The 22,980-nt window shown below is 35.8% G+C and carries 20 protein-coding genes; 10 read left to right on the top strand and 10 right to left on the bottom strand.

From position 1 onward, the window contains the following. Positions 1-2: 2 nt before the first annotated feature. The 3 genes from ACTB0X_RS02480 to ACTB0X_RS02490 all read right to left on the bottom strand — a co-directional run bounded on the left by ACTB0X_RS02480 (position 3) and on the right by ACTB0X_RS02490 (position 2,785). Positions 3-806, bottom strand: a complete 804-nt coding sequence (locus tag ACTB0X_RS02480) for a caspase family protein (protein ID WP_463023400.1) — start codon at positions 804-806, stop codon at positions 3-5. A gap of 147 nt (positions 807-953) precedes the next feature. Continuing rightward, positions 954-1,475 carry a hypothetical protein gene (locus tag ACTB0X_RS02485; protein WP_463023401.1) on the bottom strand — a complete coding sequence of 174 codons (522 nt, stop codon included), beginning with the start codon at positions 1,473-1,475 and terminating at the stop codon, positions 954-956. A 137-nt stretch (positions 1,476-1,612) separates the two neighbouring features. Then, entirely contained in the window at positions 1,613-2,785 is a 1,173-nt protein-coding gene (locus ACTB0X_RS02490; RefSeq protein ID WP_463023402.1) for an amidohydrolase family protein, read from the bottom strand. Between the two features lie 214 nt (positions 2,786-2,999). Here ACTB0X_RS02490 and rlmN point away from each other — a divergent pair, with 214 nt between their 5' ends. The 7 genes from rlmN to ACTB0X_RS02525 all read left to right on the top strand — a co-directional run bounded on the left by rlmN (position 3,000) and on the right by ACTB0X_RS02525 (position 10,796). Further along, positions 3,000-4,070: a dual-specificity RNA methyltransferase RlmN gene (gene rlmN, locus ACTB0X_RS02495; protein ID WP_463023403.1), complete on the top strand. Its 1,071-nt coding sequence runs from the start codon at positions 3,000-3,002 to the stop codon at positions 4,068-4,070. Positions 4,071-4,129: 59 nt separating this feature from the next. Further along, a complete protein-coding gene (locus tag ACTB0X_RS02500; RefSeq protein ID WP_463023404.1) occupies positions 4,130-5,107 on the top strand; it encodes a polyprenyl synthetase family protein in 978 nt (325 codons plus the stop codon). Between the two features lie 2 nt (positions 5,108-5,109). Next, on the top strand, positions 5,110-5,520 hold the full coding sequence (locus ACTB0X_RS02505) for a toxin-antitoxin system YwqK family antitoxin (RefSeq protein ID WP_463023405.1): 411 nt from the start codon (positions 5,110-5,112) through the stop codon (positions 5,518-5,520). Positions 5,521-5,567: 47 nt separating this feature from the next. Then, positions 5,568-7,526, top strand: coding sequence for a DNA primase (gene dnaG / locus ACTB0X_RS02510; protein ID WP_463023406.1), 1,959 nt, complete (start codon positions 5,568-5,570; stop codon positions 7,524-7,526). Positions 7,527-7,530: 4 nt separating this feature from the next. Continuing rightward, complete coding sequence (locus ACTB0X_RS02515) at positions 7,531-8,397, top strand: mechanosensitive ion channel family protein (RefSeq protein WP_463023407.1); 867 nt, start codon at positions 7,531-7,533, stop codon at positions 8,395-8,397. A gap of 120 nt (positions 8,398-8,517) precedes the next feature. After that, on the top strand, positions 8,518-10,218 hold the full coding sequence (locus tag ACTB0X_RS02520) for a chloride channel protein (protein ID WP_463023408.1): 1,701 nt from the start codon (positions 8,518-8,520) through the stop codon (positions 10,216-10,218). Positions 10,219-10,268: 50 nt separating this feature from the next. After that, a complete protein-coding gene (locus tag ACTB0X_RS02525) occupies positions 10,269-10,796 on the top strand; it encodes a hypothetical protein (protein ID WP_463023409.1) in 528 nt (175 codons plus the stop codon). On the opposite strand, the gene ACTB0X_RS02530 is transcribed toward ACTB0X_RS02525, so the two are convergent. Next, complete coding sequence (locus ACTB0X_RS02530) at positions 10,793-11,632, bottom strand: transporter substrate-binding domain-containing protein (RefSeq protein ID WP_463023410.1); 840 nt, start codon at positions 11,630-11,632, stop codon at positions 10,793-10,795. The genes ACTB0X_RS02525 and ACTB0X_RS02530 overlap by 4 nt on opposite strands. Before the next feature lie 102 nt (positions 11,633-11,734). Here ACTB0X_RS02530 and ACTB0X_RS02535 point away from each other — a divergent pair, with 102 nt between their 5' ends. Further along, a complete protein-coding gene (locus ACTB0X_RS02535) occupies positions 11,735-12,307 on the top strand; it encodes a DNA-3-methyladenine glycosylase I (protein WP_463023411.1) in 573 nt (190 codons plus the stop codon). A 181-nt stretch (positions 12,308-12,488) separates the two neighbouring features. Beyond that, positions 12,489-13,343, top strand: a complete 855-nt coding sequence (locus tag ACTB0X_RS02540) for a Cbp1 family collagen-binding glycoprotein adhesin (RefSeq protein WP_463023412.1) — start codon at positions 12,489-12,491, stop codon at positions 13,341-13,343. A 58-nt stretch (positions 13,344-13,401) separates the two neighbouring features. On the opposite strand, the gene ACTB0X_RS02545 is transcribed toward ACTB0X_RS02540, so the two are convergent. Both ACTB0X_RS02545 and ACTB0X_RS02550 read right to left on the bottom strand, forming a co-directional pair. Then, complete coding sequence (locus ACTB0X_RS02545) at positions 13,402-14,595, bottom strand: M20 metallopeptidase family protein (protein WP_463023413.1); 1,194 nt, start codon at positions 14,593-14,595, stop codon at positions 13,402-13,404. A gap of 11 nt (positions 14,596-14,606) precedes the next feature. Beyond that, complete coding sequence (locus ACTB0X_RS02550; protein ID WP_463023414.1) at positions 14,607-17,867, bottom strand: hypothetical protein; 3,261 nt, start codon at positions 17,865-17,867, stop codon at positions 14,607-14,609. Positions 17,868-17,937: 70 nt separating this feature from the next. On the opposite strand from ACTB0X_RS02550, the gene ACTB0X_RS02555 reads away from it, so the two are divergent. Beyond that, positions 17,938-18,579: an MBL fold metallo-hydrolase gene (locus ACTB0X_RS02555; protein WP_463023415.1), complete on the top strand. Its 642-nt coding sequence runs from the start codon at positions 17,938-17,940 to the stop codon at positions 18,577-18,579. Here the strand turns inward: ACTB0X_RS02555 and ACTB0X_RS02560 are convergent, their stop codons facing one another. From ACTB0X_RS02560 to ACTB0X_RS02575, 4 genes are read right to left on the bottom strand one after another with little or no spacing between them, the layout of a single operon-like run. Next, positions 18,580-19,380, bottom strand: a complete 801-nt coding sequence (locus ACTB0X_RS02560) for a hypothetical protein (protein WP_463023416.1) — start codon at positions 19,378-19,380, stop codon at positions 18,580-18,582. 1 nt (position 19,381) lies between these two features. After that, positions 19,382-20,716 carry an FAD-dependent oxidoreductase gene (locus ACTB0X_RS02565; RefSeq protein ID WP_463023417.1) on the bottom strand — a complete coding sequence of 445 codons (1,335 nt, stop codon included), beginning with the start codon at positions 20,714-20,716 and terminating at the stop codon, positions 19,382-19,384. Between the two features lie 4 nt (positions 20,717-20,720). Continuing rightward, positions 20,721-21,998 carry a kynureninase gene (gene kynU / locus ACTB0X_RS02570; protein WP_463023418.1) on the bottom strand — a complete coding sequence of 426 codons (1,278 nt, stop codon included), beginning with the start codon at positions 21,996-21,998 and terminating at the stop codon, positions 20,721-20,723. 51 nt (positions 21,999-22,049) lie between these two features. Then, positions 22,050-22,919: a UbiA prenyltransferase family protein gene (locus tag ACTB0X_RS02575; protein WP_463023419.1), complete on the bottom strand. Its 870-nt coding sequence runs from the start codon at positions 22,917-22,919 to the stop codon at positions 22,050-22,052. Positions 22,920-22,980: the final 61 nt, after the last annotated feature.

A 22,980-nucleotide genomic window follows, 5' to 3' on the forward strand; every position in this document is an offset into this window, starting at 1 on the left:
AGTTAAATTTTAAATGGTTTATGATTAATGAAATAATTAGTATTTGACTGAAAGGTGTATAACTCAGGAATGTGCTTGCCACCTAATGCCTGAGTAGCTTGTAAATTAAAAATCGCCTTCAATTGTTCGTATAGCTCGTAATAATTGGAAGCTTTTTTTGATTTTAGAATGGAAAGCAAATGATATGAGAATACATACATATCATCTTCTCCATTTGTTTGGGCGAACTGTTTTTCTGATACTGAGGTAATTAAAAAGGTGGGGCAGTTTGCGCCGGAATCTAATTTGACTGAAATTTTGTTATGGTATTGATTGATTATTTTTTGGTAGGATAGGTTCTTATTTTGTCTAATACCAAATTCTCCTTGTATAAAGTTGGTCTTGTCTGCGTAGCTTCCTGCATAGCAGAAGTCACAAACACAAAAGAGTTTTGTTCGTGGATCAAACTTTTTTAATGCATTTTTAAATTCATTTTCAAATAGCATTTGGTCGAACAATTTGAAGAAGCTAAATTTTTGTTCCTCTTCTTTGGTATACTTGGTTCCATGACCCACAAAAAAGATAAATACAAAAGTTTCTTGTAATTTAGATTCATCTGCTAAAGCTTCAAGTCGAAGAATGATGTCATTGAATATCGAATTCTTATCAAGAAAAAGATCATCTTCCTTTGCTCTAATAGAAGTTTCATCTCGGATGTATTGATGAATTGCCTCTGCGCTTGTTTTCGCATTTCCGGAATAGGTTTCTACCCCATAGTGACGTTCATTTAATTCGTCAACCCCAACAATTAATGAATATCCTTTCATACAGAGTGTTTTGTTCAAGAAGTGATTGCTTATAAGCAGAAATGATGGACAACTAAGATATAAAAACTTCGAATAACTATCCAATTTCATAATATGATAAAGTTAGTAAGGCATATTTTGATTTTAAATACCTACTTATGAGTATATTTAAATAAGTTGAGTTGATGTCTTATTATTGATAGACAAAGAGTCAAGGTTAAAAAAGAATGAGGAATCGGAACTAGATTTTTCTTTAACGCTCTCCAAAATCTTTACTTTTTTTTGTTCTCCTGATCGGTTTTTAAATTCACAAGTAAAAGTAGAAGGGAAGCTGTTAATCAATTGCTCGATCTCTTTTCGATGGATGCAATTGTCGTAGAAATGAAAATGATAATCCGCGTCGTTGGTGTACATTCTGGTTAACGAATCATAAATACTGTAATAGACTATTTCTAATCTACCTTCTCTAAGTAAAGCCAATTCTTGATACTCTTCTATCCTGGATTGGATGTTTTTCCAAGTGGCTTTGCTGCCAATAAAAATATCCTCCATTGCTAACTTAATGCTATTTTTTTTACGGATACTCAATAAATCAGCAACTGAAATGTCCAAGTTGTGGAGTTTTGGAAGTGTATCAGAATTGATTTCTTCCAATTGATTTACCAAAATAAATAGTCTATGTGTTTTCATCTCAACGATTGTTTATGATTACTACACAAAGGTGAAACTTACAACACGGAATTTACTCACGAGGAAAGTGTAATTTATTCTACTTACTTATGAGTAGTAGAGGGCGTTTTAATTGGAATGAAGGGGGGTAATTAAAGTTATATAATTCGTTCAACAAAGCTCTCTGCAGAAATAGCGCCACCTTTGCAATTCTTAATCCAATTGATGCCTGGTTTCTTGCCGACCTCAAAAGAACCAAAATGTTGCTCTACTCCTAAAAATTGAGCTCCATTAATTGTTGCCCATTCCAATAAAGTAGCTGTTGGGATTTCGGGAAATGCGGTTGCAATAACTTTCAATTCATCCAAGACAGATAAGCCATAATTGCTCGCCAAACTATCTGTTCCAATGGTGCACTTTACCTTCTTTTTTACGAAAAGTGGAATGTTGGGTAAGGAGTTCTCTATATATTGATTGGCATTGGGGCAAAAACACCAGAAGGTATTTCGGTTTGATTTTTCAGCAAAATCAATGTCGTTTTCTGAAGTAAACGTATTGTGCACTAGTAAAGTCTTGCTCTTAGCAGGAAGTTGTTCCAAGTAACCCATTAACGAACTTTCAAAGTTTGCTTCCCAATGAGCCATAGAGATACCAAAACTTTGAAGCATTTCTGCCAATCTGCCTTCACCCGATTTATAAAATGTATTCTCGTCTTTGTTCTCTTGATTGTGGATACAGATGGGTTGGTCTGATTGGTGTCCTTTTCGAATCAATTCAAACAATTCATAAGACACTGAATAGGGGCTATGAGGTACAATACTGTTATTTAAATTGTGGTCATTCAATTCTTGATTAAGCGATTTTGCTCGATTGTAAACATCCTCAGCTTGATCAGGATTGAAGCCGAAGCACTCCAAAAAAGTGTGGTAGTAAATAGTGCTTTTGGCTTTTGTCTCAAAAGTGGAATTTCCATTGGAAATATCGCCAACCGCTACAATTCCGTTTTTCCACATCTGTGCATCAGCTGTTTTAATTGCTTCTTGAATTGCTATTTCAGTAGCGCCTCGTTTCGACTGCAACTCTTTTACAAATCCATCAATGTGGGTGTGCTCCTGAATCTTTCCTTTTAAATGCGACAATTCTAAATGGCAATGGGTATTCACAAATCCTGGGCAAAGGATTCCTTCGAAAAATTCAATCTGATTGGGATCAATATTATTTTCCGCCCTTGAAATGGCTTTTATTTCACCATTTTCATCAATGGAAATAACGCCATTTATAATGGGAGCTGAACTGATTGGGAAAATGAAGTTTGCACTTAGATATCTCATACGCTTAACCGAAGGAGGACAAAAATAAACAATACATAGACCGTTGCAAAAGCATTTTGATTAAATTATACAACGCTTGATTAATAGATGAACCACAGCAACCTACTGGTTGTGAGGATTCAGATATTATGAGAAGGAAGTAGAATACGGTCAAAATGCTTTAGTAAGTTGAAAAGATATATTATTGCAAGGGTCTTGGTAACTTTGCGCTGCAATGGAGAAAGAGACAAAAAAGAACATAAGGGACTTAACTGCTGCTGAAATGGCGGACTTTTTTACCACCATTGGTGAGAAGCCATTTCGCGCCAAGCAAGTAGATGAATGGTTGTGGCAAAAAGGGGTTAGAACCTTTGACGAAATGACCAATTTATCGGAAGGGTTACGTTCAAAACTGAAAGAGCATTTCACCATTCATGGAGTGAAAGTGGCAGAAAAACAAATCAGCAGCGACCGCACCATAAAAAATGCTTTTGAGCTTTACGATAGCAACATTACAGAAGGGGTTTTAATTCCGAGCACCACCAGAATGACAGCTTGCATTTCATCTCAAGTAGGCTGCAGTTTAAGTTGTAAGTTTTGTGCTACTGGTCGTTTAAAGCGACTGAGAAACATTGATGCCGATGAGATTTTTGATCAAGTGGTGCACATCAAGCAGCAAGCAGAAGAGCATTACAACACCCCTCTGACCAACATTGTATACATGGGGATGGGTGAGCCATTGCTAAATTATAAAAGTGTGTTGGAATCCATAGAGCGCATTACTTCTCCAAAAGGATTGGGAATGTCACCTCGTAGAATTACAGTTTCTACCGCCGGCATTGCGAAGGCGATTATTAAGCTAGGCGATGATGAAGTGAAATTTAATTTAGCACTTTCATTGCATGCTGCAAACGATGAAAAGCGGAATCAGATTATGCCCATTAACGAGCAAAATAATCTAGAAGTCTTGGCGGAAGCGTTAAAGTATTTTTATGAAAAAACTGGTACACGCGTAACTTATGAATACATCATATTTAAAGATTTTAATGATGAGCTAGAGGACGCAAGAGAATTGGCTGCTTTTTGTAAGCACATTCCTTGTAAAGTAAATATCATTGAATACAATCCAATTGATGATGGTGAATTGCAACAAGCAGACAGTGCCAAAGTGGATGCATTTGCGGCGCTATTAGAAAGTAAGCACATTGTCGTTAATATCCGTAGAAGCAGAGGGAAAGACATAGATGCAGCCTGTGGTCAATTGGCCAATAAAAACGAAGCAGCTGTTCACAAAGTGCTCAAATAATAATCGACTCAGGTTAGTTTATTAATACAGCTTTAATACCTATTTTTGGGCACCAAACAATGCAATATTCCTTAACTAAAATAAAGGCTCCCATTCTTAAAGAGATGGATACGTTCGAAAGTCATTTTCGAGACTCCATGAAATCTCAGGTGGCTTTGCTGGATAAAATCACACATTATATCATCAAGCGAAAAGGGAAGCAGATGCGTCCGATGTTTGTTTTTTTGTCAGCCAAACTTTTCAGTGAAACCACTGAGAAAAGTTACATCGCAGCTTCTCTAATTGAATTGTTGCATACCGCTACTTTAGTGCACGATGATGTGGTGGACGAATCGTATCAACGAAGAGGATTTTTCTCTATCAATGCGTTGTGGAAGAATAAAATAGCGGTGTTGGTTGGAGATTATTTGTTGTCGAAAGGGCTGTTATTGTCAGTAGATAACAATGGGTTTGATTTATTGCGCATCGTTTCGGATTCTGTTCGAAAAATGAGCGAAGGCGAATTGCTACAAATTGAAAAGGCGAGACGATTAGACATCGAAGAACCGATTTATTTCGACATCATTACTAAGAAAACAGCGACTTTGATTGCCTCTTGTTGTGCCACAGGTGCAGCTTCAGTGGGGCAACCTAAAGAAATTGTGGACAAAATGCACGATTTCGGTGAGTTGACTGGCATCGCCTTTCAGATTAAGGATGACCTATTTGACTACGGAAGTTACAAGGATATCGGCAAGCCAGTGGGCATCGATATAAAAGAGAAAAAAATGACGTTGCCTTTGATATACGCATTGAATAATTGCAGTAAATTAGTGCGCCGAAAAATGATTCGAATTATTAAAAATCACAGTGAGGAGTCAGAGAAGGTACAAGAGGTAATAGACTTTGTATTGCAAAGTGGAGGAATAGAGTATGCAACAGAGAAGATGTATGAATATCGCTTAAAGGCGTTAACTATTTTACACGAATTTCCCGACAATCCAGCGCGACAAAGTTTAGAAGAATTAGTAATGTACACCACCGAAAGAGTAAAGTAAAGATGAAGAGAATGTTGTTTGTAGTAATTGTTACGGTATTAGTAGCATGTGGTGGTTCTGCACCAAAAAGTGAATTAGATAAGGTAACTACTGATGCTGGTTATGGCGATTCTACAGGAATATTTCAGGAGCAATACCCAAATGGGAAATTGAAAATAAAAGGGTACCTGAATGAAGGTAAGCGAGATGGAATTTGGGAGTATTACTACGATAATGGATTCACTTGGAGTAAAGGAGTTTATAAAAATGGAGTGAGAGATGGATATTCCATGGTTTACCATGAAAATGGGGTGAAGAAAATTCAAGGCGAATACAAAAATGGAAAAGCTTTTGGAGTTTGGAAGTATTGGTCTGATAATGGTGAGCTTGTTAAGGAGATTGACGTTGATAAGGAAGGTTTCCCTTTTGAATAAAATAAATTTACTTTCGTAAATTTAGCTATGCTAAATAAAATCAGAATTTGATTCCACAAGATAAAGTTGCTGAAATAATTGAGACTGCTCGAGTCGAAGAGGTCATTGAAGACCACGTGACATTGAAGCGGAGAGGTGCAAATTTGCTCGGTAATTGCCCGTTTCATAACGAGAAAACACCCTCATTTACAGTTTCTCCTGCAAAGGGGATCTATAAATGTTTTGGTTGTGGAAAGGCAGGAAATGTGGTCAATTTCTTAATGGATTATGAGCAGTTAAGCTACCCTGAAGCATTGCGATCTTTAGCGAAAAGATACAACATTGAAATTGAGGAAGAGGAGCTATCCGCTGATCAGCGACAAGAATTAAATGCAAAAGAGAGTTTATATATCGTTTCGCAATTTGCTGCCGATTATTTTCAAGAACAACTCACCCAAACACAAAAAGGAAGAGCGATAGGGTTAAGCTATTTTAAAGAACGAGGATTTTCTGAAGAAACGATCAAAAAGTTCCAGTTGGGTTACAGCCCCGATGAATGGACAGCTCTAACAGACGCTGCTATAGAGAAAGGATATCAACTGGATTACCTCGACAAAACTGGGTTAACCATCGTAAAAGATGATAAGAAATTTGACCGTTTCAAAGGTCGAGTCATGTTTCCGATTCAAAATATATCTGGACGTGTGTTGGGGTTTGGAGGTCGGATTCTATCCAACGATAAAAAAGCAGCTAAATACCTAAATTCACCTGAAAGTGATATTTACCATAAGAGTAAAGTGCTTTACGGTATTTTTCATGCCAAGAAATCAATCGTTGCGAAAGATGCTTGTTATTTAGTTGAAGGATATACTGATGTGATTTCATTGCACCAAAGCGGTGTGGAAAATGTAGTGGCATCAAGTGGAACTTCATTAACGACTGAACAAATACGCTTAATTAAGCGATATACACCAAACATTACCATGCTTTTTGATGGAGATGCAGCTGGATTAAAAGCCTCTTTTCGTGGGATAGATATGATTTTGGAAGCGGGTTTGAATGTGAAAGTAGTGCTATTTCCTGATGGTGTAGATCCAGATTCATTTGCTAAAAAGCATACTCAAGCAGAGATTAATGAATTCTTAGAAATAGAATCCAAGGATTTTATCAAGTTCAAAACAGATGTATTACTTAAAGAGGCCGGAAAAGATCCGATAAAAAAAGCTGGCCTGATTAAAGACATTGTCGAAAGTATTGCACTGATTCCTGATCCAATTATTCGTTCAGTCTATATCCAAGAATGCAGTAGCATGATGGACATGGAGGAGGGTATGTTGTTGACTGAGTTAAACAAATCTCGAAAACAAAAAATCAATAAGAAGATTGGGGCATCAAATGACTCATCGCCACAAATAAATGTACCAGAATATATTCCTAGAGAAGATGGACAACAAAAATCTTCAAAAAAGGTAAATTACCAAGAACGGGATATTATCCGATTGATGATTCAATATGGATTGCACGAAATAGAGTTGGAGGTGGATAAAGATGAAAAAGGAAATGCAATCAAGGAACCGTTTAAATTGGTAGAAGTTATTTTATCTGATCTTCAGCAGGATGAAATAACTTTTGATGATCCCATTTATGATTTGATCTACAACGAATTTATTGTAGCATTTGACAAAGAAATTTTGTTGGAGGAAAAACATTTTATTCATCATTTGGATGAAAGTATTCGAAAAGTCTCGATAGATTTAATTTCTCAACCTTATGAATTGAGTGAACAATGGGAGGAAAAACATCAAATTCTAACACAAAGAGAAACAGATGATTTGTTCAAAACCATTCAATCTGGTTTGAATTACTTTAAGTTTAAGAAATTGAATGCCTTAAAAAATGAAAAGCGAAAGTTGCTTATGGAAGCAACAGAATCAGAGCAATATACCGATGTGCTAATGGATATTATTAAAATTGATACCTCTAGAAAGAATTTAGCTAAGATTTTAGGAATTGTAATTTCAGATTAAAACTATGAAGGAACTTTTAGTTCAGTTAAAATCCATTTTAGAGTTTAAAATAGTAGAAGTATCAGACTACTCTCTAACACTTTACCATTTACTGCTATTTATTGGTATCATTATATTCGTCCGCGTCATGGTGAAAGCCATGGAGATGTTTGTAAAGCGAAAAGTGAGCGGCAAGCAATGGATTGATGAGGGGAAACAATTTGCCATCATTCAAATTGCTAAATACTTAATGTATGCTGCCGGTATTGTGATCGGTTTGAAAAGCATTGGGTTGGACATCACAGTTGTAATCTTTGGGTCTACTGCACTCTTTGTTGGTTTGGGTTTTGGATTGCAAGAAGCATTCAGGGATTTAGTTTCAGGAATTATTTTATTGTTCGAGGGGAATGTACAAGTTGCCGATGTTATCGAAATGGATAATGGAATCGTTGGAGTAGTGAAAGTGATTAATTTGAGGACGTCTAAAGTTAGGACTAGAGATGGAATTATGATGGTGGTACCCAATTCGGAATTGATTAATAAGCGGGTAGTTAATTGGAGCAATAGCAATAAATTAACACGATTTCATGTAAAAGTTGGTGTGGCGTATGGCACTGATGTAGAAAAAGTAAGAGATGTATTATTAGAAGTCGCTAAAAAGGAAGAAACGATAACCAAGAGAATTCCAGCTTTTGTTAGGTTCTCTGATTTTGGTGAAAGTTCTTTAGATTTCGAATTGCATTTTTGGTCAGAACAGGTTTGGCGAATAGAAAGTACAAAGAGTAGTTTAAGGTTTGAGATCAATCGATTATTCCTAGAGCACCAAATTCAAATCCCTTTTCCTCAGAGAGATTTACATATTATTTCTGATAAAAGAAAGAACGTTGAATAACCAAAAGTTTTTGCTTGCTTTCACTTGAGAACTATTACTTTTGCCGCCATGAGTAATCGTAAAATAATTACAAGGATTTTGCTTTGGAGAAGGCGAAAGATTAACAACAAACAATGGATCATGATATTGAGCATTGTTGTGGGGTTTGCCGGTGGGCTTTCCGCTGTAATTATGAAGAACTTGGTTCATTTGGTTCAGTCCTTATTAACTCATTCGTTTGTAAAGGAATATCACAATTACTTATACTTTATCTATCCAATTTTAGGGATTTTTCTTACCCTAATTTTTATTAAATACATACTGAAACGAAAGGTAGGTCACGGTATTCCATCTACTCTTTATGCAATTTCTACTAAGAGTTCAATTATTGCACGTTACAATATGTACGCCTCAGTGGTGGCAAGTGTATTAACAGTTGGATTTGGAGGATCAGTAGGTCTTGAAGGTCCTGCGGTGAGCACTTCTTCAGCCATTGGATCCAATGTCGGAAGACTTGGGAAGGTGAATTACAAAGCAACTACTTTGTTATTGGGCTGTGGTGCAGCTGGGGCAATGGCTGGTATCTTTAATGCACCTATAGCCGCTATTGTTTTTGCTTTGGAAGTCATCATGCTTGATTTGACGGCAGGTTCATTAATTCCTCTACTCCTGGCGTCTGTCTCTGCTGCATTAACCTCTCGTTTTATTGCAGGTGATTCAGTCTTGTTTAATGTAGAGATTACAGAGTTTTTTAAACTATCAGATACTCCATATTTTATACTATTAGGTATATTCTCAGGATTAGTCTCTGTTTATTTTAGCAAAGTTTATTGGTCAATTGAAGAGCGTTTTGATCGAATTCAGAATCCATTTCATCGGCTTTGGATTGGAGGGATTATTTTAGGAGGATTAATCTTTATGATTCCACCATTGTATGGAGAAGGGTTTATCACCATTAATGAATTGCTCTCTGGTAATTACATTAATATTTTTGATGGATCTATGCTGTTTGAGTATCGTGAAAATATTGTAGTGGCCATCGGGTTATTATTTGTAATGATGGCATTTAAAGCAATCGCGACTGCAGTTACATTCGGAGCCGGAGGAATTGGAGGAATCTTTGCTCCCTCATTATTTTTAGGATCTACGGCTGGATTTGTTTTTGCAAAAATTTTGAATTACTTCAATTTTATAACTGTTTCTGAAAAGAACTTTATTTTAGTGGGTATGGGTGGATTGTTAGCAGGAGTGCTTCATGCTCCTTTAACAGCACTGTTTTTAATTGCTGAAATAACGGCTTCCTATGAGCTCATTACACCATTAATGTTAACTGCGGCAACTAGTTTCTTAACCGCAAAATATTTTGTTCCACACTCTTTGTATACCATGCAATTGGCAAAAAGAGGAGAGTTGATTACCCACGACAAAGACAAAGCGGTTCTGACTTTAATGAAATTAAAGTCGGAAGTGGAGATGGATTTTCTAACTGTTCATCCTGATTTAAAGTTGGGCGAATTAGTAAAGATAGTGGCCAAGTCACAGCGGAATATTTTTCCTGTATTGGATGAAGAAAAACGCTTGGTTGGTATCGTGTTGTTGGATGATATTCGAAAGATAATGTTTGACCCTACTTTATACGAAACGATTACAGTTGCTGAGGTAATGTCGGACTATCCTGATTGGGTATCTTCTACTGATACAATGGATAGCGTAATGTCAAAGTTTCAAAAAACAGGGGCATGGAATTTGCCTGTAATCGATAACAGCCAATATGTTGGATTTGTGTCTAAATCAAAATTGTTCAATGCTTATCGAAAAATTTTGATGGATTTTTCAGAATAACCTACTTTCAAAAAAATGATGTACTTTGGTTTTAAATTATAAAAAGGAAAATGAAGAATTTTAAAATGAGATTGATTGCAATTTTTGTATTAGCATTAACTCCAGTAATTGGATTTGCTCAAAAAGAATTTAAAGGTATTCCTGAAGACTTAGATCAACAAAAAATTATTTTCCTCAATTACGAGCCCATTAATATTTCATCTGAAAAACCAAGTTCTAAGGAAGAGGAGTATATCCGTGATCGCAAAGAACAACACAATATGGCTACTGAGCAGGCTAATGATTACTTAAGAACTGCTGCATTGGATTATCCATATAAGTATGCCATTGCCAATCATTCTAGCTATGAAACTTTGGTGCAAGCTGGTTATAAGTATGTACTTCAGTGCAACTGTTTCGACAATCAACGATTAATGACTTCGCCAGAGTCAGGGGTTTTATTAATTTATGATTTTTACATCAAAGACCTCACTACTGGCGATATCTATATATTATTTGATTTGGATGAGATGAAAGTGTATGATTATCGATTAGTAATGAAGAAATTGAATAAGATAATTAGTAAGTCAGAAGATTAATCCATCTCTACTTTTTCGATGATTTCATAACCCAAATGTTTTTCTAGAATTTTTCTGTAATCTTTGGTGGATGTAAAGCCAAACCCAATTTCAAAAAATTCATTAAAAGCGGTATCCCAGTCACTCGTTTTTGGAAAGGCATATCCAAAATATTCATCTTTAGAATTAACAAATTTTTGAATCTTGAAAAATTCTTTTGAATCTTTCATAAACGTCCAAAAAGAAAGCACGTCCAGGAAGGCAAATGATGCATCTCCATTTTTTAAGCTAGAAAGTACATCATTGGTGTTCTCTAAATAATCCACTTGAAGTGTAGTATTATACTTTGAAATTAGCTCCTTAAAGTAAAGTTCATGCAAACTTCCTTGGACTGCTACTCCCTTTAATTCACTGAAGGCTTTATGAAATTCCTCTTCGTTTTTGATTGTAGGAATATTACCTTTTGTAATGAAGACTGAGTTATTTTTGAGGTATGGAGCAGAAAATTTTAATTCTTTTAAACGTTCATCCGTAATGGTTATACTTCCGGCACCAACAATGTTGTTTTCACCTTTTTTTACCGCCAATAACATTTCTTCAAAATCCTTGTAGGGTTTATAATCTATTGATAGTTTGATGCCTTTGTTTTTAAAAATCCAGTTTTGAAAAGCATTTAAAATGTCTACTTCTATCCCTGCCATCCCATTTTTAGGATGAGCATATGCCATTGGAGAATTTTCAAAATAGGCTATTGTTAATTTTCCTTCTTTTGTTTTTAGCGCACTTTCATAAGTAGACTGCGCATACAGTCCTGAAAAGGCGAGAAGCACTGCAATACTAAATGTGATTAGTTTCATAATTTATTTGGTTTAATTAAACTTTTCCAAGATAGCAAATTCTTTCGATGGTGAGAAAACTTTTTAAATGGTTAAATTTCTCTTTCACCTATTTATAATTCAATGAAAGAAATCAAAACCATCCAAAGATGTGACTGGGTAAATCAAGACCCCATTTATATTGATTACCATGATAATGAATGGGTAAAACCATTAAAAGACAATCAAAAATTATTTGAGTTATTCATTTTGGAAGGATTTCAAGCAGGTCTAAGCTGGATAACAGTATTGAAAAAGAGAGCCCATTTTAGAGAAGTATTTGATGGATTTGATCCAATTAAAATTGCAAAGTATTCAGATCAGAAAATACAAGAATTACTAAATGATCCTGGAATCATTCGAAATCGATTGAAAGTAAATGGAGCAATTATCAATGCGACTCTTTTTTTGGAGATGGAAAACGAGTCCTTAAATTTTAGCCAATTTGTCTGGAGTTTTGTGAATAATCAATCAATTATAAATCAGAATAAATCTCATACTGATATTCCGGTTACTACACCTGAAGCAGAAGCAATGAGTAAAGCCCTCAAGAAAAGAGGATTTAAATTTTGCGGACCAACCATTTGTTACGCTTTTATGCAAGCGTCTGGAATGGTGAATGACCATACTGCCAAATGTTTTTTATCTCCAACGTAAAATGAATATAAAAATCCACTAAACCTCAATTTTTTGATCGAAATGTGTGACTATTTTCTACAATTAAAAAGTTTATTTTTTTTAAATTGAGTATTTATTTATTGATATATAATAAGTTGTAGCTTTGCTCCAGGTTGGCACAATTTTCAAGTACCATCTATAAATTTTAAAACCTGGAATTATGAAGAAGTACGTATTAGGAGCTATGATTATTGCATTCACAGTTGCATGTAATCAAGAAGAAGTAGATAAATTAAATCAAGACAATGCAAATTTAGAGAGTCAAACAATCACAAAAGACTCAACCATAAATGAAATGATGGCAACTTTTAACATCATTCAAGAAAATTTAGATGAAATTAAACGCAGAGAGAATCTAGTAGAGATCAATACAGATGGCGATGCAGAAAGAAGCCTGGGAAAAACTGAAAAGATCAACAGAGATTTGCAACGTATTAATCAGTTGATGATAGAGAATAAAAACTTGATCGAAGCATTAAACAAAAAGTCAAAGGCATCAGGTGCTAAGCTTAGTGAATTCGAACGAATGATCGCCAATTTGAATAAGCGAGTGAAGGATAAAGATGGTGAGATTTCTACACTTAAAGACGAATTAGAAGGAATGAACTTTAAGGTAAAGGAATTGAATCAATCCATTGATGAGTTGGCTTTAGAGAACATGAGAAAGCAAAAAGAGTTAGAAGCAAATATCGACGAGTTGAATACAGCTTACTTTGCATACGGTACTTATGAGGAATTGAACAGTAAGAATGTATTAACTAAAGAAGGTGGATTTTTAGGTTTAGGTAAGCAAGAAGCGCTGAAAGACGGGTTTAATTCTGAGTATTTCAGTATAATTGATAAAACTAAAACAAAGTCATTTCTAATCTATAGTAAAAAGGCTGAGCTAGTTACAAAACATCCAAAGGAGTCGTACAAATTTGTAGGTGACGATAAAAGAATAGACAGTTTGGTAATTATTGATCAGGAAGCATTCTGGAAAGCATCAAAATACATGGTGGTATTGGTGGATTAATCAACCAATCTGATAAGATATAGATTTGCCGAAGTTAGCTTTGCTAGCTTCGGTTTTTTTATGCTTCTTGGATTTGACGAATGGCTTGATAGGCCATAAACCCCATGCCTATTTCTAACGCTCTTTCATCAATGTCAAATTGTGGATGGTGTACTTTGTGAGTAATTCCTTTTGCTGTGTTTCCAGTTCCTAATCTATAAAAGCAGCCCTTTGTGTGATGTGTATAGTAGGAGAAGTCTTCTGCCGTCATCCGCAAGTCCAAATCAATCACATTCTCACTGCCTAAATATTCTTGCGCAGCTTTGTACGTTTTTGCAGTCGTCAATTCATCGTTACATAAAAATGGGTATCCTTTTCTTACTTCAAACTCGCAGGTTCCACCCATTCCTTCAGCGATACTTTCTGCTAATTTTTTCATTTTAAGGTGAGCTTCGCTACGCCACTCTTCATTCATTGTTCTGAAAGTACCTTCAATATTTACTTCACTTGGTAATACATTCGTGGCTCCGTTGCCAATGATTTTTCCAAAACTCAATACCGTTGGAATTGTTGGGGGAGCATTCCTGCTTACAATTTGCTGTAAATTCACTATTATGGTTGAGGCCATTAAAACTGCATCAACCGTATGTTGAGGTAAAGCTCCATGTCCACCCTTTCCGATTACTTTTACATAAATTTCATCTGCGCTGGCCATGTACATTCCGCTTCTCAAACCAACCTTTCCAACTTCTAATTCAGGATAAACATGCTGTCCTATTATGGCTTCGACATCCGGATTTTTTAATGCACCTTCTTTTATCATTAGGGAAGCACCTCCAGGTAATTTCTCTTCTCCTGGTTGAAAAATGAGTTTAATGGTTCCTTCGAATTGATCTCTTATTTCATTTAAAATTTTAGCTGAACCCAGCAAACAAGAAGTATGTACATCATGTCCGCAAGCGTGCATCACACCATTATTCTTGGATTTATATGGTACATCATTCTGTTCTTCTATTGGCAATGCATCTAAGTCTGCTCGCAGCGCAATTGTTTTTTTTGTTGGATTCTTTCCTTCGATAATGCCAATAATTCCAAAGCCGGCAATATTTTTCTGATACGAAATGCCGTATTCATCCAATTTTTTCTGAACAAATTGAGCTGTTTTTTCCTCTTCAAATGAAAGTTCAGGATATTGATGTAGATGCTGTCTAATGGATAGAACCTCCTTGTAATTTGCTCCTGCTTTTTCTTTGATCTTCTTTAAAATGTTCACTGCTCTGTGTTTTAAATGTCCATGCTCAATGATAAATAGAAAATAGGCTTATCACTAACCACACCATTTTCAACTCCCCAAGCCCAATCTGCTCTAACAAAATATCCCAATAGCATTGTTCTCAATCCGAACCCGTATCCGCCAACAATTGGATCATTTAAGTTGAATACATTAATATCAAATGGCTTCTTAGGGATGTTTTCAGTATTTGAAGGATTTTTGGCTTCAAAAGGACTTTTGCCTGCCCATGCAGTACCTACATCCGCAAATCCTATAATCTGGAAGTTTTTTACAAACTCAGATTGGATCGGTTTTCTTATGAAATAAGAAAAAACAGGAAAGCGCAATTCACTGTTGAAAACCATAAAGCTACTCCCGTTGCGGATGTTCTGAAGATGACCTCTCATGTTGGTGGCAATCGTTTGAAAACGATAGTTCTGAGTCGAATCTATTTTGGTATCATCAAAATTATTGGAGGTTTTCCACCAATTGTCAACACCACCCATATAATAGATCAACTTGTCTTTTCCAAAAGAAGTGCTTCCTGCCAGTCGAGTTACAAAAATCAATTGACGACTAATTTTTTGGTAATTACGAATATCAAATCCAACCACATATAAATTACCATCTGAGTTATTTTTATTCTGATCAAATACTTTTTGGTAATATTCACCAAACACTTTCAAGCGAGTACCGTATTTAATATTCAACGCAATATTTCTAGTATTGTCAAAAACATAGGCGGCCTTCAAACTTCCCCAAGCCTCATTTCGAATTGGTAGTTCTAATGCCCTCACACCTGTAGATAAAGGCACTACACGGTCGTTTCGACCAGATATCTTTCCGCGTAAGCTAGCTACCTCACTAAATGGATAAATTAAAGAATAGGTCCCCTGTAAAGTAAAAATATCTGCTGGACTATTGGATATTTGTGAACTACTCTTTATTCGACTAACGATGTACTCTTTGTCTAGTCGCTTTTTTAAATCCTGAAATCCAAGTAGATACTCTTGGCTGTTTCCTGAATACCTAAATCCTCCATAAACGCGATAATCTTCCATTAAGTCAACAACACCTATTCGCATAGTAGCACCTAAGCCTGGATTTTCATAAGGTCGTCCGGTAAAAATTTGATATTGACCATTTAAAAAGGTGCTGTTTAGCTGTATATCAGAGTTGTCTATTTTAAAGTTCAGGTTATAATTCCGCTGATTAGTTAATGAAAATGGGGGTTCTTCAATCTGGGTATTAGCAGAATTGTCCATTGTAGTTATTGGAACTACTGTTCGTTTAGCCTTTTTCTGATTTTCAAATTGATAGTTATCTATGTCAAAGTTTTCCTCAGATTTGCTCGATTCATTCTTCTTAGATCGCAGGACAATTATATTTTCATTTGTTGTTTGCAGGTCAGTTGATGGAAACAAGGTCGTCGATTTTCTATTTTTCTTTTCAGTTTTAGTTCCACTTTGAGTTGCATTGAAATCCAATACTGATAACAAATATTTCTTTTCATTAATGACAATTTCACTGTAATTAGAGCCACCTAAAGAGCTGCTATGCTCTGATATATTCTGTTTATAGGTGGTTGATCCTTCCTTAGTGTAGAAGTAGTCATAATGAATGATAGTATCTATGCGGCTAACTGCGCTGTCAAATTTAGCAATGTGCCTGCCATAAGTGGCATTCTCAATACCTAAATAAGCGATTGAGCCATTGTAATTTATCGGCATTCTTTCTGTTAAGTTAGGTGTTGAGTTAACACGAACTAAGCGAGGTTCCTTTGATTTATAATCAATTACAAAAATGTCTCTTTTATAAGAAAGGTCATTTATTTCAAAATTTGTTGGATTTAAACTGTCAGAAATACGATTGCTTGCAAAAGTAATTGCCTCTCCCCCTTCCACAAATGCCGGATCTAACTCGTCATAGATATCATCTGTAACTTTTTTCTGGGTATTTCCTCCAATGTTATAGATGTATAAGTCGGTTTGTCCATTGAAAACAGCAGAAAGCACCATTTGCTTTCCATCTGGAGAATAATCAAAGCTCAACACTTTTTCCAAGTTGAAGATTGGTTTTTGATACAATTGCTCTTCCTCCAAATTATAGGTACAAAGCAATACCTGCCCCTTTTCTTCCCTAAAAAATGAAAGCAACTTTCCGGTTGGATGCCACTTTAAAACAGGGTAGGAGTAGTCTACAATTCGATCTAATTTATGTTCGTCTTTAAAAATTCGTTTTCGTTTTTCGGTTTCTCTATCGTAGAAGAAAACTTTATATTGCCCCCGCTGATTCGTGCTATAAGCGACTTTATTTCCATCAGATGAAACTTTTAATTGCTGGTAGGTACGATTTTTTCGGGGCTTGAAGTCGAGTTGAGGATTGGTTTTGACATAATCTAAACCTCCATCATTCATATAATTGTTCTGATAATACTTGATCCAACTGTCCTTTAAATCGTCAAAGTTGACGCCAATTACATATAAAAACCCATCTTCAATATCTCTAGTTACCCTGGTCATGTAAAGAATGTTGCTAATTGTAGTTGGGCCATATTTATCGGTAATATAACTCCACATGGCATGACTAGCTATGGTAGCTTCTTTTGTGTTTAATCGATTGAATTTTTCGTATTTGTCTACAATTATTCCATTTTTTATCTGATTTACAATAGCCGGATCATCTCCTTTGGTGAGGTAAGATATTAATCCATTTACATACCACGTAGGCAGGGTAAGGAGTGCAGAATTTTTAATCACATCTTTCCAATTCCCCCCATACATCATTTGATAAATCAACACTTCAATTATCCCTGCATTAATCTGTTGATTCAATTTTTCATAATCCCCCTCAAAATATAAAAAAACCTTTGAGCCTACAATTCTAGAAACACCTCCAATACTATAGGTCTCATCAGAGGTTAAGCCAATATTACTTTGTTTGAAATCAGAATGTTTGTTGTAAATAACAAACTGTATTTTTTCATCCAAAACGTAGTCAAAGAAGGCTTCCTGCTTTTTAATTTGTTGGTGCGCATATTCTGCAGTATACTCAGCTATTTCTTTTCCACCGGTGTAGAAGTAGGTCTCGTATTTATCAAAACGGTAAAATTTCCATTCAAATTCTTCGTATTGAACCCGATTTTTACCAAAATCCATATTGCTTCCGGTATAGAATTGTGCAGTACTCTCAATGCTCGATAGCAAGAGAATAGCTAATCCAATGAAGCTAATAAAAAAATTAAATGGAATGGAATGACAGGTTCGTTTCATATTATAGTGGCATAAAATTAACTAAAATCTACGTTAACCATTATATTTGTTCTCTCTAAATAGACGAGTTATGTTAAAGATTAAAATATTTACCTTCAATCCTTTTCAAGAAAACACCTATTTGCTGTTTGATGACACCAAAAAAGGGGTAATTGTTGACCCAGGTTGTTCTAATTCTTCAGAGGAAAAGGAACTTTCTCGTTTTATTGAGGAAAATCAAATAGAAGTTGTGCATATCTTAAATACACACTGCCACATTGATCATGTGTTGGGATTAGACTTTGTCTGTGATAAATATAAATTACCTGTTCAGTTTCACAAAGATGATTTGCCAGTATTAGAGGCAGTTCCAAATTATGCTTCTATGTATGGATTTTCTGTGCCAGCCTTTGGTGGTGAAATGAAATTTATAGACGAAGGAGATGTGATTTCTTTTGGAGACACTAAATTAGCTGTCATTTTTGCTCCTGGTCATGCACCTGGTCACGTGGTGTTTGTGGCGCAAAAGGAAAAGGTAATCATCGGTGGTGATGTGTTGTTTTACAGCAGTATTGGACGAACTGACTTGCCAGGTGGTGACCATGATACTTTGATTAAGTCCATTAAAACCAAATTATTCCCTTTGGGTGATGATTTTACCGTTTATTCTGGTCATGGTCAAAAAACGACTATTGGCTTTGAACGGAAGTACAATCCGTTTTTGAACAATTAATTACATGCCATAATCTGGCCCATTGTATGTAGGAGAGGCGCAATTAACCGGATCATCCCGTAAAAAGTAAAACTGAATACTTATCAATATCGGTCGGTAATTATTACTGAAATAATTCAACGTAGACTTTCCATTGTCAAAAGGGAATAATGTAAGAATTGGCGTTTCAATACTCGGAACAATGAGTAGTTTTTTGAAAGCTCTAAATCCAATTCCAAATTTATAATGCAACTGCACAGTTAAATCATCTGGAGTAAATGGGTTTGCAGCAGGTGAGTCGCCTGAATACGTTCTATCTTTTATAAAAATATAATCTGCGTTAACACCTAACGAATTACTTAAGAAAGTATTCAAGCCAAGGTGTGTGGCATGTGTTGCATTGAAATATAACCCAAGGTTATGATCTGAGTAAGAATAGACATTGTTTTCAATTGACATGGAGTCTAGTCCAGTTCTGATGGTGTTTTTTTCAGCCGTTTCTCCTCTGAAAAGCTTGTAGCTTACACCAAAATCAATAAAGTGAATAATTGATGGATCTTCAAAACTGTGAAACCATCCTGCATGAACAAATCCACCGAGTTTTCCACTGGCATTTGCTTCGTATGAAACATTCAATGAATCCGTCTCAATTGATGTTCCACTTTCTTTAGGGGCAAAAGTATACGTGAGTCCAGGAGCTAACATGAAGCCACCATTTCTAAGCTCTCGATCCAATGGAAATACTTCACCACGCTCTTTGCGCATTTGCGCCATACTGCCAAATGAAACAACCAATAAAACAATTGTGAGGATGTTTTTCATACTAGATTAAACTTAAAATCTCATGTTCTATTTCATCGCTGTCCCATTTTTTTTCGATTTCTGGATTGGCCATAATTTGATCCATGATTTTTTCTTGTTTCTTGCCTTGTGCCAGAGCTACACTGTATGGAATGTGACTAAAGGTAACTTGTGAATAAAGCGGCATCCACTTTTCTGGGTATTTGGAGTATACTTTTTTCTCAATTTTTTTGCGCAACAAGAAACTTTCATCTGCCACTTTATCACGCATCTCTATGAAGTTCTGAATGGCTAAATCTGCAATTGCATCTCCATTTGGTTTGCGTTCACGTGCAAAATCTGCAAACAGTTTGCTCCAGTCTCCCTTGAAGTCGGCAGACATTTCTTCAAATGCAGAGCAATCTTCAAATCCGCTGTTCATTCCTTGTCCGTAAAAAGGAACAATGGCATGAGAAGCGTCTCCCATTAGAATAATTTTATCTTTATAATTCCAAGGAGCACACTTTACAGTTACCAATGGAGATGTTGGATTTTCGAAATAGTCAGCAACCAAATTTGGCATCAAATCGACTGCATCAGCAAAAGTGCTGTTGAAAAAATCGAGTACATCTTGTTCTGTTTTTATCGATCCAAAAGAAGGTTTTCCTTCAAATGGAAAGAATAGAGTACAGGTGAAGCTACCATCCATGTTTGGTAAGGCAATCATCATAAACTCGCCTCTTGGCCATATGTGTAATGCGTTTTTGTCTAGTTTATGTGTTCCATCGGCATTTGGAGGAATACTTAATTCTTTGTAGCCATGTTTTAAATACGACTGCGAAAAGTCAAATCGAGGTGTTTTTTGTAATCGCAACCTCACTGCTGAAAATGCTCCATCTGTTCCAAAAATTCGATCAGCTTTGAAGGTAGAAGTTTGATGTGTTTCAGTATCGGTAAAGTGCAATTCATTGTGATTTAAGTCAATGTCATCACACGTTTTGTTAAAATGAAAAGTGACATTGTCTTGTTGGTCTGCTATGTTCATCAAGGTTTGGTTTAATCCACCTCTACTTACCGAATAAATGGCTTGTCCTTCTTTTCCATAAGGTTGATTGGTCAAAGTGCTATCTACTGCATGCATGATGCGACCATACATCGGTATGGCAGTATCCATAATTTTATCATCCACTCCGGCCATTTTTAACGCTTTCCAGCCTCTATCCGAAAGTGCTAAGTTTATTGATCTTCCTGCACTTAATTCTACAAATCGCATATCTGGTCGACGTTCAAAAACTTCTACTTGATATCCTTTTTTTGCCAACAATATAGCTTCTAATGAGCCTACTAATCCTGCACCAACAATTGCAATTTTTTCCATCTTCTTAATTTTTTAATCCTGCTTCTAATAATTGTCCAAATTGATACACATCTTCAAAAGAATTGTACAAAGGCACTGGCGCCATGCGTATTACATTCGGTTCTCTCCAATCTGCTATTACTCCTTTTTCGGTGATATAATCAAATAGGTCTTTACCCGTTCCGTGTGTTAATATTGAAATTTGTGATCCTCTTTCATTGACTGTCTTTGGTGTTATAATTTCAAAATTTGCAGCAGGATTTCTTTCAGAAATATCGTTAATGATAAACTCTAAATAACCAGTTAGTGCATCACGTTTTGCAAAAATATTCTCCATTCCAGCTTCTTCAAATAAATCCAATGACGCTTTGTGCGCAGCCATTGCCAAAACCGGTGCATTGCTCAATTGCCATCCATCCGCCCCAGTTGCTGGTTCAAATCCTTTTGCCATTTTAAATCGACCTTCAGCAGGTGTTCCCCACCAACCTGCAAAACGTTTTAATTCATTGTTTTGTTCATGCCGCTGATGTACAAAAACTCCCGAAACACTTCCTGGTCCAGAGTTTAAATATTTATACGAGCACCACGCGGCGAAATCAACGCCCCAATCGTGTAATTTTAATTCGATATTCCCTGCTCCATGCGCCAAGTCAAATCCGACTATGGCACCAGCTCGATGTCCTTTTTCTGTAATGGTTTTCATGTCGAATACCTGTCCGGTGTAATAATTTACACCTCCAATCATTACAAGGGCAATCTGATCACCATGAATTTTTAAAGCATCATAAATGTCTTCGTGGTTGATGGTGTGTTCACCTATTCTCGGAGGGATTTCAATAATGGCCTCTTCAGGATCAAATCCATGAAATTTTACCTGACTTTCCAGTGCATACTGATCAGAAGGAAACGCCTTAGCTTCGCATAAAATTTTATACCGTTTGCCTTTTGGCTGATAAAAGGAAGCCATCAATAAATGAAGATTGGTTGTCAATCCATTCATCACAGTTACTTCACTTTCTTTAGCTCCTGCAATTAAAGCAGCTCCTTTTTTAAAATTTTCATGATATGAAAACCAAGGATTTTTAGCTTCAAAATGACCTTCTACACCATATTTAGCCCAATCGTCAAGCTCTTGTTCAATAGCTGCTTTTGCTCGTTTAGGCATTAATCCTAAACTATTTCCTGTAAAATAATAACATCCATTCGGATTGAAATTAGGAATGTGAAATTCTGATCGAAAATGTTTTAACGGATCCTTTTCGTCTTGTTCTTTCGCAAATGCAATGGAGTTGATATAATTCATGCGTCTATCTTTTGCCTCAAAGATACAAAGCTCATTATTGATATAATAACTTCAAATTGCATTCATCAAAAAAAGATAGACTAAGAAAGGAAATAGAAGAATGCTTTCTACCACTCCTGAATAATAAATCTCTTTACGACTGGCATTTATTCTTATAATAATTGGGATGGCTAAAAGCGAAGAAATACTGTAAGAAAATAGTATGGTTGAAGCTAAATTTTTAGGCTCTTGATGGTCTAACCAAAAAAACAGTAGAGAAAGCACTCCAAATCCAAAAATGGAGAAATACTTACTTTTTTGCAATCCCAATTGCTGGGCTAGGGTTTTGATACGAAAGTTGTTGTCATAGTTTATATCTCTAATGTCAAAAGGGATGGTTTGAAAAATGATGAAAAAGCTAATCGCTGTAAATGTGAGGAGTTGATTTAGCGAGCAAGATGCAGTTTGAGATAAAAATAAGGGCAATCCAAAAGTAGAAAGTCCCCAAATGGATCCGATCACAAATAATTTTACAAAAGGAATGGTTCTTAGAGCAGGGATTTTCTTAAAACTGACAACATACCAAAGGGAGATGAGCCCGATAGGTATTAAGAATGGAAAAGTGGTTTTCGGGAGAAACAAAAGTAAAAAACCGGCGATTCCTGAAAGTAGATAGTTTGAAAGAAGCAATAAGAATTTGTTTTCTTTAATCCATGTTAAGCGAATTGAATTTCTTTCACTTGATGTTTTTCTAATTCTAAAAAGGCGTTGAAAGTTATAAGCGATGTTGGTGCAGCAATAAATAAAAATGCTTAGCGGGAAAGCAATTTCGATCAGCTCAAAATAAAGGGCATTTATGTATGTAAGGCTAGCCGCACAAAGTGAAACAAATACGTTCCCAAATAATAGAAATCGAAAGAAATATTGTGTGGCTGTTTTCAAATTGAATTAATAAACTCTAAAATTAGCTTCCTAAGGGCAAATTGTCAATTTTAATTGCTGT

The organism is Acidiluteibacter sp., from assembly GCF_055129545.1.

Coding starts and splice junctions, on each gene's coding strand:
- ACTB0X_RS02480 (WP_463023400.1), bottom strand. CDS start 806: ATGAAAGGATATTCATTAATTGTTGGGGTTGACGAATTAAATGAACGT.
- ACTB0X_RS02485 (WP_463023401.1), bottom strand. CDS start 1,475: ATGAAAACACATAGACTATTTATTTTGGTAAATCAATTGGAAGAAATC.
- ACTB0X_RS02490 (WP_463023402.1), bottom strand. CDS start 2,785: ATGAGATATCTAAGTGCAAACTTCATTTTCCCAATCAGTTCAGCTCCC.
- rlmN (WP_463023403.1), top strand. CDS start 3,000: ATGGAGAAAGAGACAAAAAAGAACATAAGGGACTTAACTGCTGCTGAA.
- ACTB0X_RS02500 (WP_463023404.1), top strand. CDS start 4,130: ATGCAATATTCCTTAACTAAAATAAAGGCTCCCATTCTTAAAGAGATG.
- ACTB0X_RS02505 (WP_463023405.1), top strand. CDS start 5,110: ATGAAGAGAATGTTGTTTGTAGTAATTGTTACGGTATTAGTAGCATGT.
- ACTB0X_RS02515 (WP_463023407.1), top strand. CDS start 7,531: ATGAAGGAACTTTTAGTTCAGTTAAAATCCATTTTAGAGTTTAAAATA.
- ACTB0X_RS02520 (WP_463023408.1), top strand. CDS start 8,518: ATGATATTGAGCATTGTTGTGGGGTTTGCCGGTGGGCTTTCCGCTGTA.
- ACTB0X_RS02525 (WP_463023409.1), top strand. CDS start 10,269: ATGAAGAATTTTAAAATGAGATTGATTGCAATTTTTGTATTAGCATTA.
- ACTB0X_RS02530 (WP_463023410.1), bottom strand. CDS start 11,632: ATGAAACTAATCACATTTAGTATTGCAGTGCTTCTCGCCTTTTCAGGA.
- ACTB0X_RS02535 (WP_463023411.1), top strand. CDS start 11,735: ATGAAAGAAATCAAAACCATCCAAAGATGTGACTGGGTAAATCAAGAC.
- ACTB0X_RS02540 (WP_463023412.1), top strand. CDS start 12,489: ATGAAGAAGTACGTATTAGGAGCTATGATTATTGCATTCACAGTTGCA.
- ACTB0X_RS02550 (WP_463023414.1), bottom strand. CDS start 17,867: ATGAAACGAACCTGTCATTCCATTCCATTTAATTTTTTTATTAGCTTC.
- ACTB0X_RS02555 (WP_463023415.1), top strand. CDS start 17,938: ATGTTAAAGATTAAAATATTTACCTTCAATCCTTTTCAAGAAAACACC.
- ACTB0X_RS02560 (WP_463023416.1), bottom strand. CDS start 19,380: ATGAAAAACATCCTCACAATTGTTTTATTGGTTGTTTCATTTGGCAGT.
- ACTB0X_RS02565 (WP_463023417.1), bottom strand. CDS start 20,716: ATGGAAAAAATTGCAATTGTTGGTGCAGGATTAGTAGGCTCATTAGAA.
- kynU (WP_463023418.1), bottom strand. CDS start 21,998: ATGAATTATATCAACTCCATTGCATTTGCGAAAGAACAAGACGAAAAG.